This window comes from Klebsiella sp. CTHL.F3a, assembly GCF_019890895.1.
In the GTDB taxonomy this organism is placed as follows: Bacteria; Pseudomonadota; Gammaproteobacteria; order Enterobacterales; family Enterobacteriaceae; genus Klebsiella; species Klebsiella grimontii.
Window position 1 is genome coordinate 5,051,504 of the sequence record NZ_CP082360.1, and the last position, 17,212, is coordinate 5,068,715.

Sequence of the window (17,212 nt, forward strand, 5' to 3'; positions counted from 1 at the left end):
CGGAACGCGAATATGGCGATGGAAAACTACAATCCGCCGCAGGATCCCTGGCTGGTTATTCTTTACCAGGATGAGCACATTATGGTGGTCAACAAGCCTAGCGGCCTGTTGTCCGTGCCGGGCCGGCTTGAGGAGCACAAAGACAGCGTGATGGCGCGCGTTCAGCGCGACTTCCCGCAGGCCGAATCGGTGCACCGGCTGGATATGGCGACCAGCGGCGTGATTGTGGTGGCCCTGACCAAAGCGGCAGAGCGCGAGCTAAAGCGGCAGTTCCGCGAACGCGAGCCGAAAAAACAGTATGTCGCCCGCGTCTGGGGGCATCCGGAAAAAGCGGAAGGTCTGGTGGATTTACCGCTGATTTGCGACTGGCCGAACCGGCCAAAGCAGAAGGTGTGTTACGAAACCGGCAAAGCGGCGCAAACCGAGTATGAAGTGCTGGAGTTCGCGGCGGACAACACCGCCCGCGTGCGCCTGAAGCCGATTACCGGGCGTTCGCATCAGCTGCGCGTACATATGCTGGCGCTGGGCCATCCGATTCTCGGCGACCGCTTTTATGCGTCGCCGGAAGCGCTGGCGATGGCGCCGCGTCTGCTGCTGCACGCCGAAACGCTGACCATCACCCATCCCGCTTTCGGTAATTCGATGACCTTCCGCGCGCCGATCGACTTCTGACCGTTTATCTCTGTCCCGGGTCGTGCCGCCAGCGGCTCACCCGGGCTACTCCTCGCTCATCAATGCCGCGAAAAACGGGCGTCAGTCGCGGGCAAACCACGCATCAATCATCTGCTCAACGCGGGCCACAACCTGCCCGGTGTCATGACGGCGGCTGCGCGCGCAGGCGTGCGCGGGCTCGTCGCACAGCAGGCAGCGGCGCTGGTTCTCCCCCATTGACTGACGGCCCACCAGACCATTTTTCGGGCAAATCACGTCAATATCCCACAGGCGGCCCAGCGGATGAGTATGCTCAAGATCGGTACAGAAGGCTTTGATTTCACTGGCGGCGTGATCGACGCACCACAGCGCTTCCGGCCCGGTCGGCAGCCACAGCACCTGGCGATCCAGCGTCTGCCAGCGGTGTTTCCACAGCATCTGATCGCAGGCCTGCAGCGCCACGCCCATCATATTACGGTAGCGAATGCTGTCTTTCACCGCGCCCGGCGTCACCAGGGTCAGCGAAATCACCGGCCGCTGATAATGGGCTAACCAGTCGGCCTGGCGCGCGGCGCGCTGCTCTTTCGCCGCCAGCAGCGCTTCCATGCTTACGCCCTCACGGGCGAGAGTATCCACTGACATTTGTTTTTCTCCTCACTTAATAAAAGGCAGCGGACAGGCTGCCGTCGCAGTCGCGAATAATGGCGCTGATTGTATCGCTAAACGATCCCTGTTTTGGAGACGGGGCGCAGATATTTTCTGCGCCATTTAGCACGAAAAAGCAGACTTAGCGGTTATAAAAAAGTTAAATCAGGCCAAAAAATGACTGAGGAACAGCAGACCCAGCGAAACATTAATCGCGCCGCCGATCCGGGTTGCGATCTGGGCGAACGGCATCAGGTTCATGCGGTTGCCGGATGTCAGAATCGCCACATCGCCGGTACCGCCCTGGCCGCTCTGGCAGCAGGAGACAATCGCCACGTCAATCGGGTGCATGCCAATCTTTTTGCCGACCAGGAAACCGGTCGCCACCAGCGCCGATACGGTGCTGATAATCACCAGCAAATTGGTAAGGGTAAAGGCGTTGACCAGCTCCTGCCATGGCGTGATCGCCACGCCGACGGCAAACAGAATCGGATAGGTCACCGCCGTGCGGAAGAACTTATACACCATCTGCGAGCCCTCCTGCAGGCGCGGAGAGACGCCGTTTACCAACTTCAGCAGCACCGCGAGGAACAGCATGCCCACCGGCGCGGGCAGGCCGATGGTCTTCTGGCCAAGCATACCCAACATATAGAGCAGCACCGCCAATAGCGCGCCGGAGGCCAGCGTCGTCACCTCCATTTTGCCCTCGGCGGGCGTTTCGCGGTGCGTCTCGTTGCGGCGGTTAGGCATCAGTTGCCCCTCGCCGGTCAAATGCGGGAAACGCTTGCCCAGTTGGTTTAAACAGCCGGCGATCACAATCGCCGTCAGGCTGCCCAGCATCACCATCGGCAGCACGCGCCCGAGCGCAACGCCCTGATCCATATGCATCAGCGCGGCGTAGCCAATCGACAGCGGAATCGCCCCCTCGCCGACGCCGCCGGCCATGATCGGCAGGACGATAAAGAAGAACACCTGAAACGGCTCCAGCCCCAGGGCGGTACCGACGCCGACGCCGACCACCATGCCGACGATTTCGCCGCACAGCATCGGGAAGAAAATCCGCAGAAAACCCTGAATCAGCGTGGTGCGGTTCATGCTCATAATGCTGCCGACGATAATGCAGCAGATATAAAGGTAAAGAATGTTGGTCGACTTATAGAATTTGGTGGTCGACTCCACCACCACCTCCGGCAGCAGGCCGTAATGCACCAGCGCAGAAGGGATGAAGGTCGCGCAGATGGCCGCCGCGCCGAGCTTGCCGAGTACCGGCAGGCGTTTACCGAATTCGCCGCAGGCAAAGCCGAAAAAGGCCAGCGTCGCCACCATCACGACGATATCGCTCGGCAGCTTGCCGCCCAGACAGTCCAGCGCGATCAGGCCACCGGCCAGCAGAAAGAGCGGCAGCGGGATAATAACGACTTTCCAGTTATCGAGGATATGCCACCAGCGCTGCTTAAGCGCGGGTTTCGGCGTATTAATAGGGTCGATGGTTGCAGAGAATGCATTGTCTGTGGTGCTCATAATTAAGCCCTCTGGTTATTATTACTTTTCAGGTTAGAGGGCCACGCGCGGAGTTAATGTGAGGATCGGCAGATTAAAAAAGAAGTTTTAATGGTCACTATGGTTTTTATGGTTTCTATTATTATTGTGAAACCGCTCTGATTTATTACCGTGGTTTTTAAGGTTTTTAAATCCAGCGCCTGATTAACCTTGATAAATTCCCCGCCAGCGGATAATTGTGGTTGCCGGACACTCTTGTGACGTTCACCGGTTTCCCTCAGCCACGATGCCGGCAGCGAAAAAAAGATACGCTGCCGTATCCCTGATACTGTGCATTATACTTATGAAGGTTTCATTTCAGTTTAAGCTGTTCATTTCGCTGGTCGCTTTTTTCTCAGTGCTGTTTGCGCTGCTGGGCGTGTATTACTATTTCGACGCCAGCCATCAGCTTTATCAGGAAATGAGCGCCCGCGCGAAAATACAGGCAGAAGAAATCGCGCTGATGCCGGATTTACGTCAGCAGGTGGCGCGTGAAGACGCGCTGGCGATAAAGCCTTTTATGCAAAATATCGCCGCCCACAGCGACGCCAGTTTTATCGTCATTGGCGATAAGCGGGGCGTGCATCTGTTTCACTCTGTCCATCCGGAGTGGGTCGGCACGCGGCTGGTTGGCGGCGATAACCAGTCGGTACTTGAGGGGAAAAGCACGACCACCATCCGCAAAGGGGGACTCGGTATTTCTCTGCGCAGCAAAGCGCCCATTTTCGATGACGCGGGTCGGGTCGTTGGCATTGTCTCCGTCGGCTACCTCACCAGCTATCTCGACAGCATCACGCTGGCAAAAGTCATCAATATCTTCATCGCCGCGGTGCTGCTACTTATCGCGCTGTTTACCTTTTCCTGGTACTTCACCCGCAGCATTAAGAAACAAATCTTCTCGCTGGAGCCGCGGGAAATCGGCCTGCTGGTGCGTCAGCAAAAAGCGATGATGGAGTCGATATACGAAGGGGTGATTGTGATTGACCATCACCGGCGTATCGAAGTGATAAACCACGCCGCCCGCAGCCTGCTCGGACTGAGCCAGCCCGCGCACCAGCTGCGCGGTAAGTCGATCGATAGCGTCATTACCCCGCAGCCGTTTTTCGCCGGCGGAGAGATGTTCGAAAGCGATACCCACGACGAGCTGTGCCGTTTTAATCAGCTGACGGTACTCGCCAGCCGGGTGCGAATCATGCTGGAGAATTCGCTCCAGGGCTGGGTGATCACCTTCCGCGACCGCGATGAAATCAACTCCCTGAGCGCCCAGCTCAGCCAGGTAAAACGCTACGTTGATAATCTGCGCATCATGCGCCATGAACAGCTCAACCGGATGACGACCCTCTCCGGCCTGCTGCATATGGGCCACTATGATGAGGCAATTCGCTATATTCAGGCGCAGTCGGAGCATGCCCAGGAGCTGCTGGACTTTATCTCCTCGCACTTTAATTCGCCGACCCTGTGCGGCCTGCTGCTGGGTAAAGCCGCCCGCGCGCGGGAAAAAGGAGTTGAGCTGAGCTTTGACCCGGCCTGCCGCATCGACCGCCCGCTGCCATCATTGATAGAGTCCGAGCTTATCTCTATCATCGGTAATCTGCTGGATAACGCCATTGAGGCCACCCAGCGCGCCGAACTGCCGCACGAACCGGTAGAGATCCTGATTCAGCTCAACGCCAGGGAATTAATGATTGAAGTCGCCGATCGCGGCGTCGGTATTCGCCCGGAGATCCGCGAGCATATCTTTGAACGCGGCGTCACCACCAAAACCCGGGGCGATCACGGTATTGGACTGTATCTTATTGAGCGCTATGTCACCCAGGCTGGCGGTACGATTGAAGTGGCCGACAACGCGCCGCGCGGGGCGATTTTCACGCTGTTTATTCCCGCCAGCGGGCCAGCCCATCCGCAAGAAGAGACGCACTATGCATCATGACCTGGTCGATGTCCTGATCGTTGAAGATGAAAGCGAACTGGCGCGGCTGCACGCCGAGCTTATCCAGAAACACCCGCGTATGCGACTGGCGGGCACGGCGGCTTCTCTCGCCCAGGCGCGGCAGATACTCAATGCCAGGCCGCCGCAGCTGGTGCTGCTGGATAACTACCTGCCGGACGGCAAAGGGGTCACCCTGATGAACGATCCTACCATGGCCCACGCTAGCTGCTCGGTGATCTTTATCACCGCCGCCAGCGATATGGAAACCTGTAGCCAGGCGATCCGCAACGGCGCCTTCGACTACATTCTCAAACCGGTGTCGTGGAAACGCCTGAGCCAGTCCCTTGAACGGTTCGTGCAGTTCTACGACCAGCAGCGCGAATGGAAGATTGTCGACCAGCAGAACGTGGATTCGCTGTATCAGTTGCAGGCTAAAAACTACCGAGCCGATAGCGGCAGTAAAGGTATTGAAGAAAAAACGCTGGCGCTGGTGCAGAGTCTGTTTACCGGCGAAGAAGCGCGCTGCTTTTCGGTAGATGACGTGGTGAGCGAGGCTGGATTGAGCAAAACCACGGCCCGGCGCTATCTGGAGCACTGCGTGGAAATCGGCTTTCTGCAGGTGGAAATGCTGTACGGCAAGATAGGCCATCCGCGGCGCATGTACCGCCGCGCCGCCAGCGCATCGTGACGCCTCTCCCGCCCGGGAGAGGCCGGTCGTTCAGAAGCCGCGCTGCTCTTTAACCAGCTCCCAGGCTTTCTGGATCTCCTGCGCTTTCTGCTTAGCCATCTCCATCATTTCCGGCGGTAACCCTTTCGCCACCAGCTTATCCGGATGGTGTTCGCTCATCAGCTTACGATAGGCGCGCTTGACGGTAGCGGCATCGTCGGTCGTTTTAACCCCCAGCACATTGCAGGCATCTTCCAGGGTTGGCCCGCGCTGCGCCTGCTGCCAGCCAGCGTTGCCGCCGCGCTGCCCGTATGAATGCTGCTGCGAACCACCGCCAAACTGCGCCCCGCCCTGCATCATGCGCAGGAACTGCTCGAACTGAGCCCGGGAGATACCCAGTTCATCGGCAATGACAAACAGCACATCACGTTCGTTGGGATGCAGTTCACCGTCGGCGAAAGCCGCCTGCAACTGAATTTCCAGAAACATCCGAATTAAATCAAAACGCCCAAAACAGACGCTGCGCAGCTGACGCATTTTCTCACGCAGCGGATAATCATCTGATTTCCCTACCCGAAACGCGTGCTGCGCCGCGGTACGCGCTTCGCCATGCAGATTCATGCGATCCATCAGCAAATTGGCGACATGAATATCGGCTTCAGTGACGCGTCCTTTCGATTTGGTCAGATGCCCCATCACTTCAAAAGTGGTGGAGAAGAACAGCGACTGGCGCTCCTGCTGGTTGGCGAAGACATTCAGCCGGCGACTGCGCGCGCGGTCAAACATATGCCCGACTAAGAACCCCAGCACCACGCCCCAGAAGCCGCCCCCCATCATCAACGCAACCGCAACGCCAATTATTTTACCCAAATACTGCATAGACTCCCCAATCTCTCTGCCGCCAGTTAAGCTATATCTGACCGCACGTTACAAAGCGTTTACGCCTCGGTCAATTGTGGGACATAGCCTATAATTTGCTTTATCATACTCGTCATTCTACACGGTGCCTAACGCTCGGGAAGTAAACGGGCAGGATTAACACTAGCGCGATTTAGACGAGTACGTTAGGCTCTGACCGTTTGCAAGCCGCTGCCACACGATGACGGAACAACAAATACAACGTATGAAAAAACGTATTCCCAGCCTCCTGGCCACCATGATTGCCAGCGCCTTGTATAGCCAACAGGGCCTCGCTGCCGATCTCGCCACGCAGTGTATGCTTGGCGTACCAAGCTACAATCGTCCTCTGGTTGAAGGGAAACCCAACGACCTGCCGGTGACGATCGATGCCGATCATGCGAAAGGCAACTATCCTGATAACGCCGTATTTACCGGCAACGTTGATATCAATCAGGGGAACAGCCGACTGCAGGCCGATGAAGTTCAGCTTCACCAGCAGCAGGCCGCCGGTCAGCCGCAGCCGGTGCGTACAGTTGATGCCCTCGGCAACGTTCACTATGACGACAATCAGGTGATCCTCAAAGGGCCGAAAGCCTGGTCGAACCTGAACACCAAAGATACCAACGTCTGGCAGGGCGATTACCAAATGGTTGGCCGTCAGGGACGCGGTACCGCTGACCTGATGAAACAGCGCGGCGAAAACCGCTACACCATTTTAGAAAACGGCAGCTTCACCTCGTGTCTGCCCGGCTCTGACACCTGGAGCGTGGTCGGCAGTGAAGTTATCCACGACCGCGAAGAACAGGTCGCTGAGATCTGGAACGCCCGCTTCAAGCTCGGTTCCGTGCCGATTTTTTACAGCCCTTACCTGCAGCTGCCGGTGGGTGACAAGCGTCGTTCGGGCTTCCTGATCCCCAACGCCAAATACAGCACCAAAAACGGCGCGGAGTTCTATCTTCCTTACTACTGGAACATCGCCCCGAACTTCGACGCCACGCTGACGCCGCACTATATGAGCAAGCGCGGCGGCGTCATGTGGGAGAACGAATTCCGCTATCTGACCAAAGCAGGAACCGGTTTAATCGAGTTCGATTACCTGCCTTCGGATAAAATCTACCAGGACGATCACTCAGGCGACTCCAATAGCCGCCGTTGGCTGTTCTACTGGAACCATTCCGGCGTCGTAGACCAGGTATGGCGCTTCAACGCCGATTACACCAAAGTCAGCGATCCGGACTACTTTAACGACTTCAGCTCGAAATACGGTTCCAGTACCGATGGCTACGCCACGCAGAAACTCAGCGCCGGCTACGCTAATCAGAACTTTGACGCCACCGTATCGACCAAGCAGTTCCAGGTCTTTGACCGCGACTCAAGCAATGCCTATTCCGCCGAGCCGCAGCTGGACGTGAACTATTACCAGAACGATGTCGGCCCGTTTGATACCCATCTTTATGGCCAGGCGGTGCATTTTGTTAACTCGAACAGCAGAATGCCGGAAGCGACGCGCGTTCACTTCGAGCCAACCATCAACCTGCCGCTGTCTAACGGTTGGGGAAGCATCAATACTGAGGCCAAACTGCTGGCAACCCATTACCAGCAAAGCAACCTTGACGACTACAACGCGGCCAACGGTACCGATTATAAAGACTCCGTTAACCGCGTGATGCCGCAGTTTAAAGTCGATGGCAAAATGGTTTTCGAGCGTGATATGCAGGAGAACTATACCCAGACGCTTGAACCGCGGATGCAGTATCTGTATATCCCTTATCGCGACCAAAGCAAGATCGGCAGCTACGACTCAACGCTGCTGCAATCGGACTACAGCGGCCTGTTCCGCGACCGCACCTACAGCGGTCTCGATCGTATAGCTTCCGCCAATCAGGTCTCCACCGGCGTCACATCTCGCGTTTATGATGCCGCCGCCGTTGAACGTTTTAATATTTCCGTTGGTCAAATCTACTATTTCACCGAGGCACGTACCGGTGACGACAACATCAACTGGGAGAACAACGACACGCGAGGTTCACTGGTATGGGCTGGCGATACTTACTGGCGCATCACCGACGACTGGGGTTTACGCGGGGGAATTCAGTACGATACGCGTCTGGATAACGTCGCTACCGGCAGCGGAACCGTGGAATACCGTCGCGACGAAAACCGTTTAGTACAACTTAACTATCGTTATGCGAGCCCGGAATACATTCAGGCGACCCTGCCGTCTTATTCCACCGCTAAGCAGTACAAAGATGGTATCTCGCAGGTGGGGATGACCGCCAGCTGGCCAATCGTCGATCGTTGGGCAGTCGTCGGCGCGTATTACTACGACACGAATACCAGAAAGTCAGCGAACCAGATGTTAGGGGTTCAGTATAGCTCCTGCTGCTACGCTATCCGCGTCGGCTATGAACGTAAGATCAACGGCTGGGATAACAGCAGCAGCGAAAGCAAATACGACAACACTTTCGGCTTTAACATTGAGCTGCGCGGCCTGAGCTCCAATTACGGTCTCGGCACCCAGCAGATGCTGCGTTCGAACATTTTACCGTACCAGAGCTCCCTGTGATGTGGCTGGTTTAAAACGTAATCCGCAATTGCGGTTAATTGAAATGGAAAAAGTATGAAGAACTGGAAAACGCTGCTTCTCGGTATCGCCATGATCGCGAATACCAGTTTCGCTGCCCCACAGGTTGTCGATAAAGTAGCGGCTGTCGTCAATAATGGCGTTGTTCTGGAAAGCGACGTCGATGGCTTGATGCAATCGGTAAAACTTAACGCCGGCCAGGCCGGGCAGCAGCTGCCGGATGACGCCACCCTGCGTCATCAGATCCTTGAACGTCTAATCATGGACCAGATTGTCCTGCAAATGGGCCAGAAAATGGGCGTGAAGATCTCTGACGATCAGCTCGACCAGGCGATCGCCAACATTGCAAAACAGAACAACATGACCATGGATCAGATGCGTAGCCGTCTGGCCTATGACGGCATTAACTACAACACCTACCGTAATCAGATTCGTAAAGAGATGATTATTTCGGAAGTGCGTAACAATGAAGTTCGTCGTCGCATCACCGTTCTGCCGCAGGAAGTTGAAACTCTGGCAAAACAGATCGGCGATCAGAACGACGCCAGTACCGAACTGAACCTCAGCCACATCCTGATCCCGCTGCCGGAAAACCCGACTTCTGAGCAGGTTGCTGAAGCTCAGGACCAGGCAAACTCCGTGGTTGAGCAGGCGCGCAGCGGTGCGAACTTCGGCAAGCTGGCTATCACCTACTCTGCTGACCAGCAGGCGCTGAAAGGCGGCCAGATGGGCTGGGGCCGGATTCAGGAGCTGCCGGGCATCTTCGCCCAGGCGCTGAGCACCGCGAAAAAAGGCGATATCGTCGGCCCAATACGCTCCGGCGTTGGCTTCCATATCCTGAAAATTAACGATATGCGCGGCGGCAGCCAGAATATCTCCGTGACCGAAGTTCACGCCCGCCACATCCTGCTGAAACCGTCGCCGATCATGAACGACGATCAGGCTCGGGCGAAGCTGGAGCAGATCGCGGCTGACATCAAGAGCGGGAAAACCACGTTTGCCAAAGCGGCGAAAGAGTTCTCTGAAGATCCGGGCTCTGCCAACCAGGGCGGCGATTTAGGTTGGGCGACGCCGGATATCTTCGATCCGGCTTTCCGCGACGCCATTCTGCGCCTCAATAAAGGCCAGACCAGCGCTCCGGTTCACTCCTCCTTCGGCTGGCACCTGATTGAGCTGCTGGATACCCGCAACGTCGACAGAACCGACGCCGCGCAGAAAGATCGCGCTTATCGCATGCTGATGAACCGTAAGTTCTCTGAGGAAGCGGCGACCTGGATGCAGGAACAGCGCGCCAGCGCCTACGTGAAGGTTCTGAGCAACTAATCGCATTAGCCTCATACACAACATCACTCAGGGTGTATCGAGGCGGCTGAGCAAATCGCCCCGGTCTCTGACGGGGGCGACGAAGCGCAGCCAGTAAGAGACCGCCTGAAGGATGAAGTGTATGAATCGAGTTGTTATCACTCCCGGTGAACCCGCCGGGATTGGCCCCGACCTCGTTGTGCAGCTTGCGCAGCGCGACTGGCCGGTAGAGCTGGTGATCTGCGCCGATGGCGCTCTGTTATCCGACCGGGCGAAGCTGCTCGGTCTTCCTTTAGCGCTTCTGCCTTACGACCCCTCCGCCCCCGCTACGCCGCAGCGCGCAGGCACCCTGACGCTTCTCCACGTCGCGCTCAACGCACCGGTTGAACCGGGCGTGCTCAACGTCAGCAACGGCAGCTACGTAGTGGACACGCTGGCCCGCGCCTGCGATGGTTGCCTGAACGGCGAGTTCGCCGCGCTGATTACCGGTCCGGTGCACAAGGGCATTATTAACGATGCGGGGATCGCATTTACCGGTCATACCGAGTTCTTTGAAGAGCGCTCGCAGGCCAGTAAAGTGGTGATGATGCTGGCGACGGAAGCGCTGCGCGTGGCGCTGGTGACCACTCACCTGCCGCTAAAAGCGATAAGCGATGCGATTACCCCTGAGCTGCTGCGGGAAATCATCACTATCCTGGATCACGATCTGCGCACCAAATTTGGCATCAGCAACCCGCACGTGCTGGTTTGCGGCCTGAACCCGCACGCCGGCGAAGGCGGCCATATGGGGACGGAAGAGATCGATACCATCATTCCGGTGCTCGAAGAGATGCGCGCGAAGGGCATGAATCTCAGCGGCCCGCTGCCGGCGGATACCCTGTTTCAGCCGAAATATCTCGACCATGCCGATGCCGTGCTCGCGATGTATCACGATCAGGGCCTGCCCGTGCTAAAATACCAGGGCTTTGGCCGCGGCGTGAATATTACGCTCGGTTTACCATTTATTCGCACTTCCGTTGACCACGGCACCGCGCTTGAACTTGCGGGCCAGGGGAAAGCGGAAGTCGGCAGTTTTATCACGGCGCTTAATCTCGCCATTAAAATGATTGTTAATACTCAATGAATAATCGAGTCCATCAGGGCCACTTAGCCCGTAAACGCTTCGGGCAAAACTTTCTCAACGATCAATTTGTGATCGACAGCATTGTCTCGGCCATCAATCCACAAAAAGGCCAGGCGATTGTTGAAATCGGCCCCGGCCTCGCCGCGCTGACCGAACCGGTTGGCGAACGCCTCGACCAGCTCACCGTTATCGAGCTGGACCGCGACCTGGCCGCTCGTCTGCAAACACATCCGTTCCTCGGACCTAAGCTGACGATTTATCAGCAGGATGCGATGACCATGAACTTTGGTGAGCTGTCGCAGAGCATGGGCCAGCCGCTGCGCGTCTTCGGCAACCTGCCGTACAATATCTCGACCCCGCTGATGTTCCATCTGTTCAGCTATACTGATGCCATTGCCGATATGCACTTTATGCTGCAAAAAGAGGTCGTCAATCGCCTGGTTGCCGGGCCGAACAGTAAGGCGTATGGTCGGTTAAGCGTAATGGCGCAGTACTACTGCCAGATCATCCCGGTACTTGAAGTGCCGCCGAGCGCCTTTACGCCGCCGCCTAAAGTCGATTCCGCCGTAGTGCGTCTGGTGCCTTACCGCACGCTGCCGCATCCGGTGAAAGAAGTACGCGTACTGAGCCGTATCACGACAGAAGCGTTTAACCAGCGTCGGAAAACGATCCGCAACAGCCTCGGCAACCTGTTCAGCGTTGAGGTTCTGACCGAACTGGGTATCGACCCGGCGAAGCGCGCAGAGAATATTTCCGTGGCGCAGTACTGTCAGCTAGCTAACTGGTTATCTGAGAACGCGCCCACCAAGGAGAGCTAACCATGATTAATTCGCCCCGAGTATGTGTGCAGGTACAAAGCGTCTATATCGAATCGCAATCTTCTCCGGAAGAAGAGCGTTACGTCTTTGCTTATACCGTCACCATTCGCAATCTGGGGCGAACTCAGGTTCAGCTTCTTGGCCGCTACTGGCTTATCACCAACGGCCACGGTCGCGAGACCGAAGTCCAGGGTGAAGGGGTTGTCGGCGAGCAGCCGCATATTCCCGCTGGCGGTGAGTATCAATATACCAGCGGCGCGGTCATTGAAACGCCGCTGGGCACCATGCAGGGACATTATGAGATGATCGATGTGAACGGCGCGCCGTTCTCCATTGAAGTCCCTGTTTTCCGTCTCGCAGTACCAACCCTCATCCATTAAAACAATGTCTACATACCTTATTGGCGACGTTCACGGTTGCTACGATGAACTGATCGCATTATTAGAGCAGGTGGAGTTTAACCCTGAGGTTGATACGCTGTGGCTCACGGGCGACCTGGTCGCGCGCGGCCCCGGTTCTCTGGAAGTGCTGCGTTTCGTGAAACAGCTTGGCGATAGCGTTCGCATCGTCCTGGGCAATCATGACCTGCACCTGCTGGCGGTCTTTGCGGGCATTAGCCGCAATAAACCCAAAGATCGGCTGAAATCGCTACTCGAGGCACCGGATGCCGACGATCTGCTCAACTGGCTGCGTCGTCAGCCAATGATGCAAATCGATGAAGAGAAAAAGCTGGTCATGGCCCATGCCGGGATCACCCCGCAATGGGATCTGGAAACCGCCAAACAGTGCGCCCGCGATGTGGAAGCCGTGCTCGCCAGCGACTCCTATCCGTTCTTCCTCGACGCGATGTACGGCGATATGCCGAACAACTGGAGTAACGAGCTCAGCGGCCTGGCGCGTCTGCGCTTTATCTCCAACGCCTTTACCCGCATGCGCTACTGCTTCCCGAACGGGCAGTTGGATATGTACGCCAAAGAGGCGCCGGAAAACGCCCCCGCGCCGCTCAAGCCGTGGTTTGCCATTCCCGGACCGGTGGCCAACGAGTACAGTATTGCCTTCGGTCATTGGGCTTCACTGGAAGGAAAAGGCACGCCGGAAGGTATTTACGCGCTGGATACCGGCTGCTGCTGGGGCGGCGATCTGACCTGCCTGCGCTGGGAAGATAAGACATATTTTACGCAGCCATCAAACCGGCAGGTAAATCTTGATGGGGATGAGGCAATCGCCTCCTGAAGATAGTCCCCCGGTGGGCTAAGCCACCGGGGAAAGCTTTAGCGGCGCTCCAGAATCTCGAAGCAGTAGCTATGGGAATTCTGCGCATCGGCATCGTGGAACTCGCTGAATACCGACTCCCACTCGTCCGGGTCGTAATCCGGGAAATGAGTATCGCCCTCCACTTCCGCATCAATATGCGTCAGATAGAGCTTGTGTGCTTTCGGCAGGAACTGCTCATACACGCGACCGCCGCCGATCACCATCATCTCTTCCACGTCGCCGCAGGCGGCAATAGCTTCATCGACCGATTTGACCCACTCCACGCGCTCGTCGGTGCCGGGCTGGCTGCTAATCACGATATTTTTACGTCCCGGTAACGGACGACCGATGGATTCCCAGGTAAGACGTCCCATCACTACCGGTTTGTTTAAGGTATTGCGCTTAAACCAGGCGAGATCGGCAGGCAGGTTCCATGGCATGGCGTTTTCCATACCAATGACGCGATCTACCGCTAACGCCGCAATCAGACTGATCATTAAATAATTCCCGAATGCAAAAAATTGTCGCCACTATACGGAAAGCGTAATACTTCGTCGACTGGGCAAAGGGTAAAGAATCAGAAAATTTTAAGTTTTGCTGGCGAGCCCACGTAAGCCCCGTGAGCCGCCAGAACAGGATTTAAATTGAAAACAAAATGTTACTTGTAAAGCTAACGTAACACCCTGAATTTACCCTATACCGAGGGCTTATTCTCCGGTTCATCAGCGATGTCGCCGGTATGCCGTCCCTCTTCCGTCCCCTGCCAGCCGTGACGCTGAACCAGCGATAAATGATTGCGGTCCTCGTTAATAATGCCAGTCAGCATATCGCTGGTACGTTTGAACACCGCCACCCGCGAAGCCGCATCGTTTTCCGCCATCGCCACCATCTCTTCAACCATTTGCAGGTTGAAACGGCGGAACAGGTCGGCGCGTTCCCGGGCCTCATAGGCGCCGAGGCCCAGCGCCTCCAGCGTCATACGCCCGGACTTCAGCGCAGCTTCAAAGGTTTCGCGCTCCGGCGCTTCGACTCCGGCCTGGCGCAGCTTAATATAATGATCGACATCGCGGGCGCGGGAGATGATCTGCAGATGTGGGAAATGCTCTTTTGCCAGCTCCGCCAGCTGCAGGTTCGTCTGCGGATCGTCGATGGCGTTAATCAGCACTTCCGCTTTTTCCGCCCCCGCCGATTCCAGCAGGTCAACCCGCGTCGCATCGCCGTAGAACACCTTCATATCAAACTTACGCAGGGTATCGACATGGTCAGGATCGTGATCGAGGATCACCATCTTCACGCCGCTGGAGAGCAGCACGCGGCCGGCAATCTGCCCGTAACGACCGAAGCCGGCGATAATCACCCGCGGCTGCTCTTCATCAATTTCATCGGCTTCGCGCTCCTGGCCGCTGGCGGATTTCTCCAGACGGGTCAGCAACACCAGCAAGATTGGCGTGGCAGCCATCGATAGCGCCACCGCCAGGGTCAACGCCTTCGCCCATTCGCCGTCCAGGACATCGGCCATCTGCGCCGCGCCGAAGACCACAAAGGCGAATTCACTCCCCTGCCCCAGCAGCACCGCAAACCAGCGGCGCTGGGCGCGAGGTACGCCTAACGGCCTGGCGATCAGCCACAGCATCAGGGACTTAATCACCAGGAATCCCACCAGCAAAATCAGGATCCGCAGCGGATGAGTGACCAGGGTACCGAAGTCGATAGACATGCCGACGCCGATAAAAAACAGCCCCAGCAGCAGCCCCTTAAACGGTTCAATATCGCTCTCCAGGGCGTGGCGGTACTCCGAGCTCGCCAGCAGCACCCCGGCGAGGAAGGCCCCCATCGCCATCGACAGCCCGACCTCTTCCAGCAGCAGTCCGAAGCCAAATACCAGGAACAGGGCCACGGCGCTGAAGACTTCGCGCAGCCCGGAGCGCGCGACAAAACGCAGCATAGGCCGGGTCAGATAACGTCCGAGCGCCACCACCAGCGCCAGCGCGCCCGCTACTTTCAGCGCCGAGAGCGCAAACGCGCCCAAGGTCGTCGAGCCGCCGCTTGCCGCCAGCAGCGGGATCATCGCCACCAGAGGAATGGCCGCGATATCCTGAAACAGCAGCACCGCGAAAGCGCTGCGGCCCAGTTGCGTAACCGTCAGGTTACGTTCGTTCATCGCCTGCATGGCGATCGCCGTTGAGGAGAGCGCCAGGGTCATACCAATCAGCTCGGCAACCTGCCAGCGCAGACCAAGCGACATGCAGAACAGGCCGATCAGCACGCCGCAGACGACCATCTGCAGCGCCCCGCCGCCGAACACCGAGGCGCGCAGTTTCCACAGTCGTTGGGGATCCAACTCCAGGCCGATGACAAAAAGCATCAGCACCACGCCGATTTCGGCAAAGTGCAGAATCGACTCGGCGTCGGTGACCAGCCGCAGCCCCCACGGGCCAATAATACAGCCAGCAATTAAATAGCCGAGTACCGACCCCAGTCCAAGACGTACGGCAATCGGCACAATTAGCGCAGCGGATCCTAAATAGATCAGCGCCTGTATCAGCGTATGGCTATCCATGGTTGTGCGCCTCCTGCCATTCGATTAAGCGTTGACGATAGCGGCGCGCCTGCGCCTGAAGGGTTTCATCATCGCAGATAAAAGTGCAATGCATCGCGAACGGCGGCAGCCATTTCATGCCGCAATACAGCGCGGTGGCCTGCAGCGGCTGCGCCAGCACGTCGAAACCGGGGAAGGAACCGATATCAAAGTGGCTTTCGCCGCCGCCGGTGGTGACCGCCCACATTAGCGATTTACCGTGCAGCGCGATACCGTTGTGCCCGTATGCCCAGCCGTGCGCCAGTACCTTATCCAGCCACAGCTTCAGCAACGGCGGTACGCTGTACCACTGCATCGGATGCTGCCAGATAACCAGATCGGCTCGGGCCAGCGCGGCCTGCTCGGCGGCGATATCGATATTGAAATCGGGATAAAGTTGATAGAGGGAGCGTATCTCTACGCCGTCAAGCGTTCCTGCCTGTTCAAGCATCCGCTTATTCGCATGCGAGTGCTGCGGATAAGGGTGCGCATAAATTATGAGAATCATTGATTAGCCTGCGTTAGTTCTTGTTGTAATCAGCAAGAGTGTAGACAGTTAATCGAATCGCTTACAATGATAAGTGTGATTTAAATCTCATTCAGGATGAGGGGCTGTCAGATGTGCGCAAAGGTGAGGCCAGATATGACCCCGCCGCACGGGGCCATGGAGAACGCTTAGTTATCCAGTTCATCCATCGATTTAACCTGATCGCGATTGATCTGCTCGGTGCGGCCAGTCTCGGCATTTTTGTAGGACACAAGCCCGGTATCATCGTCCACCTGCGGCTTGCCATCGGTCACAATGGTTTTGCCGTCGGTCGTTTTTAGCGACTGATTGGATGAGCAGCCAGCGACGGTAAAAAGCGCGGCAGCGGCGAAAACAGCAGCAGTGAGGGGTTTATATTGCATCGTGTTTCTCTCCCGTTATTAAGAGCCTATCCCATTAGGACTATTTCACTTGCCATTTTGGACCTGGGCAGTGCTCGAAATCCTCACGTACTACGTGTACGCTCCGGTTTCTCCGCGCTGTCCGTATCCAAACTGGCTGCGCCAATAACGCCTACTGGGATAGGCTCTAAGTCATATTAATTATCACCCTAACCACTTTAGGCTAGCTGACTGAACCGAGGGAGAAAACCAGAACTCTCCGAAGTGGCCTGTTAGCGCCAGGCCCTCTATTTTTGATCGGCGTTCAGCGCCGCGGGGAGCGTCACTTTATTC

General features: G+C 56.8%; 16 protein-coding genes. 9 read left to right on the forward strand and 7 right to left on the reverse strand.

What is annotated here, in order from left to right:
- Positions 1-12 precede the first annotated feature (12 nt).
- Positions 13-672 carry a bifunctional tRNA pseudouridine(32) synthase/23S rRNA pseudouridine(746) synthase RluA gene (gene rluA, locus K7H21_RS23660; RefSeq protein WP_004128846.1) on the forward strand — a complete coding sequence of 220 codons (660 nt, stop codon included), beginning with the start codon at positions 13-15 and terminating at the stop codon, positions 670-672.
- Between the two features lie 81 nt (positions 673-753).
- On the opposite strand, the gene citX is transcribed toward rluA, so the two are convergent.
- On the reverse strand, positions 754-1,293 hold the full coding sequence (gene citX, locus K7H21_RS23665) for a citrate lyase holo-[acyl-carrier protein] synthase (protein WP_004098536.1): 540 nt from the start codon (positions 1,291-1,293) through the stop codon (positions 754-756).
- A gap of 168 nt (positions 1,294-1,461) precedes the next feature.
- Positions 1,462-2,817 (reverse strand): 2-hydroxycarboxylate transporter family protein, encoded by a 1,356-nt coding sequence (locus tag K7H21_RS23670; RefSeq protein WP_223035402.1) that lies wholly within the window; start codon positions 2,815-2,817, stop codon positions 1,462-1,464.
- A 322-nt stretch (positions 2,818-3,139) separates the two neighbouring features.
- Here K7H21_RS23670 and K7H21_RS23675 point away from each other — a divergent pair, with 322 nt between their 5' ends.
- Both K7H21_RS23675 and K7H21_RS23680 read left to right on the forward strand, forming a co-directional pair.
- Positions 3,140-4,765: an ATP-binding protein gene (locus K7H21_RS23675; RefSeq protein WP_004128840.1), complete on the forward strand. Its 1,626-nt coding sequence runs from the start codon at positions 3,140-3,142 to the stop codon at positions 4,763-4,765.
- Positions 4,755-5,453, forward strand: coding sequence for a response regulator (locus K7H21_RS23680; RefSeq protein ID WP_004128839.1), 699 nt, complete (start codon positions 4,755-4,757; stop codon positions 5,451-5,453). The genes K7H21_RS23675 and K7H21_RS23680 overlap by 11 nt, the downstream gene beginning before the upstream one ends.
- Positions 5,454-5,483: 30 nt before the next feature.
- On the opposite strand, the gene djlA is transcribed toward K7H21_RS23680, so the two are convergent.
- Positions 5,484-6,311 carry a co-chaperone DjlA gene (gene djlA / locus K7H21_RS23685; protein ID WP_049112713.1) on the reverse strand — a complete coding sequence of 276 codons (828 nt, stop codon included), beginning with the start codon at positions 6,309-6,311 and terminating at the stop codon, positions 5,484-5,486.
- A gap of 244 nt (positions 6,312-6,555) precedes the next feature.
- Here djlA and lptD point away from each other — a divergent pair, with 244 nt between their 5' ends.
- The 6 genes from lptD (at position 6,556) to apaH (ending at position 13,392) form a co-directional block, all read left to right on the forward strand.
- Positions 6,556-8,898 carry an LPS assembly protein LptD gene (gene lptD, locus K7H21_RS23690; protein ID WP_032742034.1) on the forward strand — a complete coding sequence of 781 codons (2,343 nt, stop codon included), beginning with the start codon at positions 6,556-6,558 and terminating at the stop codon, positions 8,896-8,898.
- A gap of 54 nt (positions 8,899-8,952) precedes the next feature.
- Complete coding sequence (gene surA, locus K7H21_RS23695; protein WP_004128832.1) at positions 8,953-10,239, forward strand: peptidylprolyl isomerase SurA; 1,287 nt, start codon at positions 8,953-8,955, stop codon at positions 10,237-10,239.
- A gap of 121 nt (positions 10,240-10,360) precedes the next feature.
- Entirely contained in the window at positions 10,361-11,341 is a 981-nt protein-coding gene (gene pdxA, locus K7H21_RS23700; RefSeq protein ID WP_087828470.1) for a 4-hydroxythreonine-4-phosphate dehydrogenase PdxA, read from the forward strand.
- Positions 11,338-12,159: a 16S rRNA (adenine(1518)-N(6)/adenine(1519)-N(6))-dimethyltransferase RsmA gene (gene rsmA / locus K7H21_RS23705; RefSeq protein WP_004098527.1), complete on the forward strand. Its 822-nt coding sequence runs from the start codon at positions 11,338-11,340 to the stop codon at positions 12,157-12,159. Before pdxA ends, rsmA begins: the two co-directional genes overlap by 4 nt.
- 2 nt (positions 12,160-12,161) lie before the next feature.
- Entirely contained in the window at positions 12,162-12,539 is a 378-nt protein-coding gene (gene apaG / locus K7H21_RS23710; protein WP_004128828.1) for a Co2+/Mg2+ efflux protein ApaG, read from the forward strand.
- 4 nt (positions 12,540-12,543) lie between these two features.
- On the forward strand, positions 12,544-13,392 hold the full coding sequence (gene apaH / locus K7H21_RS23715; protein WP_004128827.1) for a bis(5'-nucleosyl)-tetraphosphatase (symmetrical) ApaH: 849 nt from the start codon (positions 12,544-12,546) through the stop codon (positions 13,390-13,392).
- Between the two features lie 38 nt (positions 13,393-13,430).
- Here the strand turns inward: apaH and folA are convergent, their stop codons facing one another.
- From folA to K7H21_RS23735, 4 genes are all read right to left on the reverse strand, one after another.
- A complete protein-coding gene (gene folA / locus K7H21_RS23720; protein ID WP_004128826.1) occupies positions 13,431-13,910 on the reverse strand; it encodes a type 3 dihydrofolate reductase in 480 nt (159 codons plus the stop codon).
- Between the two features lie 197 nt (positions 13,911-14,107).
- Positions 14,108-15,973 (reverse strand): glutathione-regulated potassium-efflux system protein KefC, encoded by a 1,866-nt coding sequence (kefC, locus tag K7H21_RS23725; RefSeq protein WP_004128825.1) that lies wholly within the window; start codon positions 15,971-15,973, stop codon positions 14,108-14,110.
- Positions 15,966-16,499 (reverse strand): glutathione-regulated potassium-efflux system oxidoreductase KefF, encoded by a 534-nt coding sequence (gene kefF, locus K7H21_RS23730; protein ID WP_004128823.1) that lies wholly within the window; start codon positions 16,497-16,499, stop codon positions 15,966-15,968. Before kefF ends, kefC begins: the two co-directional genes overlap by 8 nt.
- A 167-nt stretch (positions 16,500-16,666) precedes the next feature.
- Positions 16,667-16,900: a YgdI/YgdR family lipoprotein gene (locus K7H21_RS23735; protein ID WP_004098521.1), complete on the reverse strand. Its 234-nt coding sequence runs from the start codon at positions 16,898-16,900 to the stop codon at positions 16,667-16,669.
- Positions 16,901-17,212 lie beyond the last annotated feature (312 nt).

Bases quoted from the DNA above. Each gene is read 5' to 3' on its own strand.
- rluA (WP_004128846.1), top strand. From the start codon at position 13: ATGGCGATGGAAAACTACAATCCGCCGCAGGATCCCTGGCTGGTTATT.
- kefF (WP_004128823.1), bottom strand. From the start codon at position 16,499: ATGATTCTCATAATTTATGCGCACCCTTATCCGCAGCACTCGCATGCG.
- K7H21_RS23680 (WP_004128839.1), top strand. From the start codon at position 4,755: ATGCATCATGACCTGGTCGATGTCCTGATCGTTGAAGATGAAAGCGAA.
- apaG (WP_004128828.1), top strand. From the start codon at position 12,162: ATGATTAATTCGCCCCGAGTATGTGTGCAGGTACAAAGCGTCTATATC.
- pdxA (WP_087828470.1), top strand. From the start codon at position 10,361: ATGAATCGAGTTGTTATCACTCCCGGTGAACCCGCCGGGATTGGCCCC.
- K7H21_RS23735 (WP_004098521.1), bottom strand. From the start codon at position 16,900: ATGCAATATAAACCCCTCACTGCTGCTGTTTTCGCCGCTGCCGCGCTT.
- kefC (WP_004128825.1), bottom strand. From the start codon at position 15,973: ATGGATAGCCATACGCTGATACAGGCGCTGATCTATTTAGGATCCGCT.
- K7H21_RS23675 (WP_004128840.1), top strand. From the start codon at position 3,140: ATGAAGGTTTCATTTCAGTTTAAGCTGTTCATTTCGCTGGTCGCTTTT.
- apaH (WP_004128827.1), top strand. From the start codon at position 12,544: ATGTCTACATACCTTATTGGCGACGTTCACGGTTGCTACGATGAACTG.
- lptD (WP_032742034.1), top strand. From the start codon at position 6,556: ATGAAAAAACGTATTCCCAGCCTCCTGGCCACCATGATTGCCAGCGCC.
- citX (WP_004098536.1), bottom strand. From the start codon at position 1,293: ATGTCAGTGGATACTCTCGCCCGTGAGGGCGTAAGCATGGAAGCGCTG.
- folA (WP_004128826.1), bottom strand. From the start codon at position 13,910: ATGATCAGTCTGATTGCGGCGTTAGCGGTAGATCGCGTCATTGGTATG.
- surA (WP_004128832.1), top strand. From the start codon at position 8,953: ATGAAGAACTGGAAAACGCTGCTTCTCGGTATCGCCATGATCGCGAAT.
- rsmA (WP_004098527.1), top strand. From the start codon at position 11,338: ATGAATAATCGAGTCCATCAGGGCCACTTAGCCCGTAAACGCTTCGGG.
- K7H21_RS23670 (WP_223035402.1), bottom strand. From the start codon at position 2,817: ATGAGCACCACAGACAATGCATTCTCTGCAACCATCGACCCTATTAAT.
- djlA (WP_049112713.1), bottom strand. From the start codon at position 6,311: ATGCAGTATTTGGGTAAAATAATTGGCGTTGCGGTTGCGTTGATGATG.